The following is a 6654-nucleotide window of genomic DNA, read 5'->3' on the forward strand; positions in this document are numbered from 1 at the left end:
ATCGCGTCGACGGCCGCGCGGTCGACGGCCGCGCTCGCCCCGGCGCTGAGCAGCGTCGCCTGGAGACCGCGCCAGAGCGCGACCGTCTCGTGCGCGAGCGACTCGGCCCGCGCCTCCTCGACGCCCTCGGCGCGGTACGCGGCCGCCACCTGACCCACCCACTCGGAGCCGATGTCGCCGAGCAGCGAGGCGTAGCGCTCGCGATCGAAGCTCGCGAGGCCGAACACCTCGAAGAACAGGCGGTTGAAGGGCTGGTTGACGGGATCGGACACCGTCCGCCAGACGGCGAGGAGGCGCTGGTCGAGGGGCAGGTCCGGCCCGGCCAGGTGGTCCACGACCCCCACGATGCCCGGGAACCGCCGTTCGGCCCCGTGCAGCGCCGTGACGACCAATTCTTCGCGGCTGCCGAAGTAGTACAGCAGCATGCGGTTGTTCGAGCCGACCGCCGTCGCGAGGGCGCGCAGGGTGAGCTGGCCGACGCCGTTCTCGAGCACGTGGTCGACGACGCGCTCGAGCAGTTCGGCCCTCTTGTCGGACGACTCGCGCGTGGCCATGACCCCGAAACTAACGTCTCGCGAGGACGGCGACGACGGCAACACGACCGAAACGACGATGAAACAGTCCGGGTCTAGCTTTTCGACACCTCACCCGAACGAACCTCAGGAGTTCCCCCATGAGCCCTCTCTCCGTTCCTCCCGCGTTCCGCTCCACCTCCCTCGACCGCCGCGGGTTCCTGCGCCTGGGCGGGTCGGCCGCCCTCGTCGTCGGCACGACCGCCCTGCTCGCCGCCTGCACCGACTCGTCGGCCGGGACGGGCGCGGCGACCGGCGGGGCCGCGTCCGGCGGGTCGTTCGGCACCATCGCCGTCCAGCTCTCGTGGATCAAGAACATCGAGTTCGCGGGCGAGTACTTCGCCACGGAGAAGGGCTACTACACCGACGCCGGCTTCAGCGAGGTCACGCTGCTCGCGGGCGGCGGGCAGACCGGAGCCGAGGAGGCGCTGCTCGCCGGGCAGGCCAAGGTCGGGTTGTCGTCGGCCTCGCTCACCGGCCCCTCGGTCGCTCAGGGCGCCGCCCTCAAGATCATCGGCACGACGTTCCAGAAGAACCCGTTCTGCCTGCTCTCGCTCGAGGAGGGAGAGCCGATCCGCACCCTGGCCGACCTCAAGGGCAAGAAGATCGGCGTGCAGTCCGGCGGCAACCAGACGATCTTCGAGGGCTTCCTCAAGGCCAACGACATGACGCTGGACGACGTCGAACTCGTCGCCACGCAGTACGACATCGCCCCGCTCGAGACGAACGCCTACGACGCGCACATGTCGTACATCACGAACGAGCCGATCCTCGCCGAGATGGACGGCTTCACCCCGGTCGTGCTCGGCTTCGCCGACAACGGGCTGCCGTTCGTCGCCGAGACCTTCACCGTCACGCAGGACACCATCGACAACGAGCGCGACATGCTCAAGGCCTTCCTGGTCGCCGAGATCAAGGGCTGGACCGACGCGGTGAAGGACCCGGAGCAGAGCGCGAAGTACGCCGCCGAGAAGTACGGCAAGGACCAGGACCTCGACGTCGAGGAGCAGACGGCCGAGGCCGAGGCGCAGAACACGCTGATCCTCACCGAGGACGTCAACGCCAACGGCCTGTTCACGATGACCGACGAGCTGGTCGCCGAGAACATCGCCTCGCTCAAGGCCATGGGCACCGACGTGTCGGCCGACGACCTCTTCGACCTCAGCATCATCAAGGAGGTCTACGAGGAGAACCCCGACCTCGTCACGACCTTCGAGATCCCCACGGCATGACCATGACGGACGGCACCACGACCGCGCGCACCACGGTGCCGCTCACGACGGCCACGGGCGACCCCGCGGGCCGACCCGAACTCGCCACGGGCATCAACATCCAGGGGCTGACCAAGTCGTTCCAGCTCGGCCGGAAGAGCGTGCAGGCCCTGACGCAGATCGACCTGGGCACGAAGAAGGACTCGTTCCTCAGCCTGCTCGGCCCCTCGGGCTGCGGCAAGTCGACCATCCTGCGCATCCTGGCGGGGCTCGAGACGCCCACCTCGGGCAGCGTCGTGATCAACGGCAAGACCGCGGCCGAGGTGCAGCGCGGGCACGAGACGGGCATCGCGTTCCAGGACTCGGCCCTGCTGCCCTGGCGCAGCGTCGAGAACAACATCCGCTTGCCGCTCGAAGTCGCCGGGCTGACTCCCCCGGCCGGCCTGATCGACGACCTGATCGACCTCGTCGGCCTGAAGGGCTTCGAGAAGGCCAAGCCGGCGCAGCTGTCGGGCGGCATGCGCCAGCGCGTCTCGATCGCCCGCTGCCTCGCCGTGCAGCCGACCATCATGCTGCTCGACGAGCCCTTCGGCGCGCTCGACGACATGACGCGGCAGCGCATGAACGTGGAGCTGCTGCGCATCTGGGGCGAGAAGCCCGCCACGACGCTCATGGTGACGCACGGCATCGCCGAGGCCGTGTTCCTGTCCGACGTCGTCGCCGTGATGAGCGCCCGGCCCGGCCGCATCGCCGAGGTGGTCGAGATCGACCTGCCCCGACCGCGCCTGCCCGAGCTGACCCGCACGCCGGAGTTCCACGCGTACGTCGACCGCATCTCCGAGATCCTGTTCGGCTCGCACGGGGCGGCCGCCGATGACTGACCTGCACACGTCGCCCCGCGAGACGGCCGAGCGCGAGGTCGAGGCGGAGCTGGGCCAGAGCGTGGCGCTCCAGGCCGAGACCGTCCGGGGTCGCGAGCGACGGTCGGTGCTCGGCTCGATGGCCGCTGCCCCGCCGTGGGTCGGCGCCCTCGTCGGCATCGTGCTCATCGTCGCGATCTGGCAGGTCGTGGCCGTAACGCTCTTCTCGGTGACGGGCTCGGTGCCCCCACCCGGCCAGGTGCTCGTCCAGCTCGTCACCGACCTCAGCGACCTCGTCTACTGGCGCGCCATCGGCGCGACGGCCGGCAGCGCGGCGTGGGGCTTCCTCTGGGGCAACCTCATCGCGTTCGCGTTGGCCTTCGCCGTGCTGCTCGTGCCGTGGTTCGAGGGCCTCTCGACCCAGCTCGCGGTGGTCTGCTCGTGCATCCCGCTGACGGCGATCGCGCCGATCGTCACGCTCATGTCGCCCGCCGGCGGCCGGACGACGTCGATCTTCCTGGCCGCGCTCAGCGTGATCTTCACCACCGTCATCGGCACCCTGCTCGGCCTGCGGGCCGCGAGCGAGACCCAGCTCGACGTGATCACGGCCTACGGCGGCTCGCGCTGGACGCAGCTGCTCAAGGTCCGTCTGATCGCCGCCCTGCCCAGCATCCTCGCGGCGCTGAAGCTGGCGGCCCCCGCGGCGTTCCTCGGGGCGGTGCTCGGCGAGTACTTCCTCATCGGCGTCGACCAGGGCCTCGGCATCCTGCTGCTCGCGGCGCAGGCCACGGCGGCGTCGGTCAAGCTCTGGGCGCTGGCCCTGATCTCGGGCGGCATCGCCGGGATCGCCTACTTCGTCATCGGGCGGATCAGCCGACTGGTCACGCCCTGGTCGGCGGGCGACAGCCGCGCCGGAGAGGGGTTCTGATGGCCACGACCCTGCCCACGGGCACCGGCACCCGCGTCACCGCCCCCGCGGTCTCGACCAGCGCCTCCTCGACCGCCCGGTTCGTCCTGCGGCGCATCGGCCGCACCGTGCTGACGATCGCGATCTCGGCGGTCATCCTCGGCATCCTGTGGAACCTCGCCATCGTCGTGCTGCAGGCCAACGCGTTCATCGCGAAGACCCCGGCCGACGTGTTCCGTTGGTTCTTCGTCGACTCCGAACTCAGTCGGACCACGGCCGCCGAGAACCGCGTGCACATCGCCGGCCTGCTCGGCGTGACCCTGTGGCACGCCGCGATCGGCTTCGTCTTCGGCGTCGGCGGGTCCCTCGTCGTGGCGGTCGTGTTCACCCTGATCCGCCCGGTCGAGTTCATGTTCATGCCGATCGCCATGCTGCTGCGCACCGTCCCGCTGCTCGCGATGGCGCCCGTGATCTACCTCGTGCTGGGCAACGGCATCGTCACCGCCGGCTTCATCGGCGGAGTGGTCGTGTTCTTCCCGTTGTTGGTGAACCTGACCCTCGGCTTCCGCTCGGTCAGCGCCCAGTCGGTCGACCTCATCCGGGTCTACGGCGGGAGCCGGTGGACGATCATGCGCAAGGTCGCGTTCCCCACCGCCCTGCCGTACTTCTTCGCCTCGATGCGCATCGCCGTGCCGGGAGCCATCACCGGCGCGATGCTCTACGAATGGCTGTTCACCTACGAGGGCCTCGGTGCCGCCATCACGGCCGCCAAGTCGCAGTCGCAGTACGGCGAGATCTGGGCGATCGTGGTGCTGATCACCCTCGTCTCGATCGTGCTCTACACGGTCACGACGTTCGTCGAGACGGCGGTGCTCGCGAAGTGGGGCCCCAACGCCGGCAAGGCGACCGCCTCGTGACGCGCCGCGTGCTGGTCGACACCGACACCGGCATCGACGACGCCCTCGCGCTGCTCTGGCTCACCGCACAACCCGACGTCGAGATCGTCGGCATCACCGCCGTCTACGGCAACTGCGCCGTCGACGACGCCCTGCGGAACGTCGGACACGTGCTGCGGCTCGTCGGGCTCGAGGACGTCCCGGTCGCCCGCGGCGCGGAGGGCCCCCTCGAGGCGGAGGCGCACATCGCGCACTACGTCCACGGTCACGACGGTCTCGGTGACGTCGTCGCCGACCGGCCGCTCCCGCGCGTGCTGCTCGACACCCCGGCGGCCGGACGCCTCGTCGAGGTCGCCCGGGAGTCCCCGGGTGAGATCGACCTGCTCACCCTCGGGCCGCTCACCAACGTGGCCCTGGCGCTGAGGGCCGAGCCGCGCCTCCTGACCCTCTTCCGGTCGGTGACGATCATGGGCGGCAGCGGGCCCTTCCCTCCCCTCGGCCGCACGGACATGGTCGACGCGAACGTGCAGAACGACGGCGTGGCCGCGCGGGAGGTCTTCGCCGCCCCGGCGACCTCGCGCCTCATGGTCGGCGTGAACGCGACGTCGCAGGTGATCACCGACGAGTCGCACGTCGCGGCGCTCCGGGACTCGGGCACGCCGACCGGCACGTTCGCCGCCGACGTCCTGGCGACCTACCTGGACTTCTACCGGAACGCCTGGGGCCGCCGCGTCAGCCCCGTGCACGACGGGCTCGCCGCCGCGCTGATGGTCCACCCCGAGTGGATCGCCGACAGCGTCACCGGCCCCGTCGGCATCACGAACGACGGCTTCGCGACCCGCGGCCGGGTGCTGCGCACGGCCGACGGCGCCGAGGTCGACTGGCACCCGCACGGCCCCGTGCCGACCGGTGACCCGTCGACCCCCACGACGGCGGTCACCGCCGTCCACACCGACCTCTTCCTCCCGTCGTTCGTCGACGCCCTGATCCACGGAGCCCGCTCGTGACCACCACCTCCTCCGCCGACGCGACCCGCGCCTCCTCGGCTGCCACCCCCTCACCCGCCGGCGCCGTCGTGCGCGACCTGCGCGCCCTGCCCAAGGGCCACCTGCACCTGCACATGGAGGCGGCGATCCGCCCCGACTCGCTGGCCGACATGGCGGCGGCGTCGGGCGTCGTCGTGCCGATGCCGACCAGCTTCGGCGACTTCAGCGAGTTCAGTGCGACGTACCAGGGCATGCTCGTGGTCCTGGCCGAGAGCGAGAACCTCTTTCGCCTGATCGACGAGGCGGTCGAGGACTGCGCCGTCGAGGGCGTCGCCTACGTCGAGTTCGGGGCGAGCCCGCAGTTCTACGTCGCCACCTTCGGGTCCCTCGACGACTCGCTGCGGGCGATGCTCGCGGCCTGCGCCGAGAGCGGCGAGCGGTGGGGCGTCGAGGTCGGCCTGATGATCACGGTCGACCGCACCGAGAGCGTCGAGGCCGCGAACGAGCTGGCCCACCTGGCCGCCACCTACGCCGACCGCGGCGTCGTCTCGCTCGGCCTCGCCAACGACGAGCGCGGCAACCCGGCGGCGCGCTACGAGGAGGCGTTCCGCATCGCCAAGCACGCGGGTCTGCTCTCGACGCCGCACGCCGGCGAGCTCGCCGGCCCGGACCAGATCGAGGAGGCGCTGGACGTCCTCGGTGCCGACCGCGTGCTGCACGGCGTGACGGCCGTCCAGAGCGAACCGCTGATGGCCCGACTGGCCGCCGAGGGCGTCTGCCTCGACGTGTGCCTCACCTCGAACGTGCTGCTCGCGGTGATCCCCACCATCGAGGACCACCCGCTGAAGCGCCTCGTCGAGGCCGGCGTGCGGTGCTCGATCAACGCCGACGACCCCATCCTGTTCGGACCGGGCGTGCTCGCCGAGTACGAGCTGGCCCGGACGACCCTCGGCCTGTCCGACGAGCAGCTCGCCGCGTGCGCGCTGAGCTCGATCGAGTGCTCGGGGGCGAGCGACGGACTCAAGGAGCAGGCGGCCGGCGAGATCGCGGCGTGGCTGGCGGCGTGACCCCGCCCATCCGCCGCCTGGTTGTCGAGGGCGCCCACGTCGCGACGGTCGACGCCCACGACACCGAGCACGCCGGCGGGCACGTCGTCGTCGACGGATCGCGCATCGTCGCCGTCGGGCCGGGACCCGCCCCCGCGTGGTGCACCGCCGGGCTG

7 protein-coding genes are annotated in these 6654 nt (G+C 71.1%); 6 read left to right on the top strand and 1 reads right to left on the bottom strand.

Features of this window, described 5'->3' with window-relative positions:
- Positions 1-554 (bottom strand): TetR/AcrR family transcriptional regulator (locus tag IFT36_RS14490; RefSeq protein WP_200413489.1); only part of this gene is annotated, 554 nt, incomplete at its 3' end.
- 119 nt (positions 555-673) lie between these two features.
- Between IFT36_RS14490 and IFT36_RS14495 the strand changes: the two genes are divergently transcribed.
- From IFT36_RS14495 to add, 6 genes are read left to right on the top strand one after another with little or no spacing between them, the layout of a single operon-like run.
- Entirely contained in the window at positions 674-1804 is a 1131-nt protein-coding gene (locus IFT36_RS14495; RefSeq protein WP_056048287.1) for an ABC transporter substrate-binding protein, read from the top strand.
- A complete protein-coding gene (locus tag IFT36_RS14500) occupies positions 1801-2664 on the top strand; it encodes an ABC transporter ATP-binding protein (RefSeq protein WP_159826894.1) in 864 nt (287 codons plus the stop codon). The genes IFT36_RS14495 and IFT36_RS14500 overlap by 4 nt, the downstream gene beginning before the upstream one ends.
- Positions 2657-3571 (top strand): ABC transporter permease, encoded by a 915-nt coding sequence (locus IFT36_RS14505; protein ID WP_200413490.1) that lies wholly within the window; start codon positions 2657-2659, stop codon positions 3569-3571. Before IFT36_RS14500 ends, IFT36_RS14505 begins: the two co-directional genes overlap by 8 nt.
- Positions 3571-4467: an ABC transporter permease gene (locus IFT36_RS14510; RefSeq protein WP_173152462.1), complete on the top strand. Its 897-nt coding sequence runs from the start codon at positions 3571-3573 to the stop codon at positions 4465-4467. Before IFT36_RS14505 ends, IFT36_RS14510 begins: the two co-directional genes overlap by 1 nt.
- Positions 4464-5453 carry a nucleoside hydrolase gene (locus tag IFT36_RS14515; protein ID WP_200413491.1) on the top strand — a complete coding sequence of 330 codons (990 nt, stop codon included), beginning with the start codon at positions 4464-4466 and terminating at the stop codon, positions 5451-5453. The genes IFT36_RS14510 and IFT36_RS14515 overlap by 4 nt, the downstream gene beginning before the upstream one ends.
- Positions 5450-6499 (top strand): adenosine deaminase, encoded by a 1050-nt coding sequence (gene add / locus IFT36_RS14520; RefSeq protein ID WP_200413492.1) that lies wholly within the window; start codon positions 5450-5452, stop codon positions 6497-6499. The genes IFT36_RS14515 and add overlap by 4 nt, the downstream gene beginning before the upstream one ends.
- Positions 6500-6654: the final 155 nt, after the last annotated feature.

Origin of the sequence: Frigoribacterium sp. CFBP 13605 (assembly GCF_014839405.1) — a bacterium.
Lineage (GTDB): Bacteria > Actinomycetota > Actinomycetes > Actinomycetales > Microbacteriaceae > Frigoribacterium.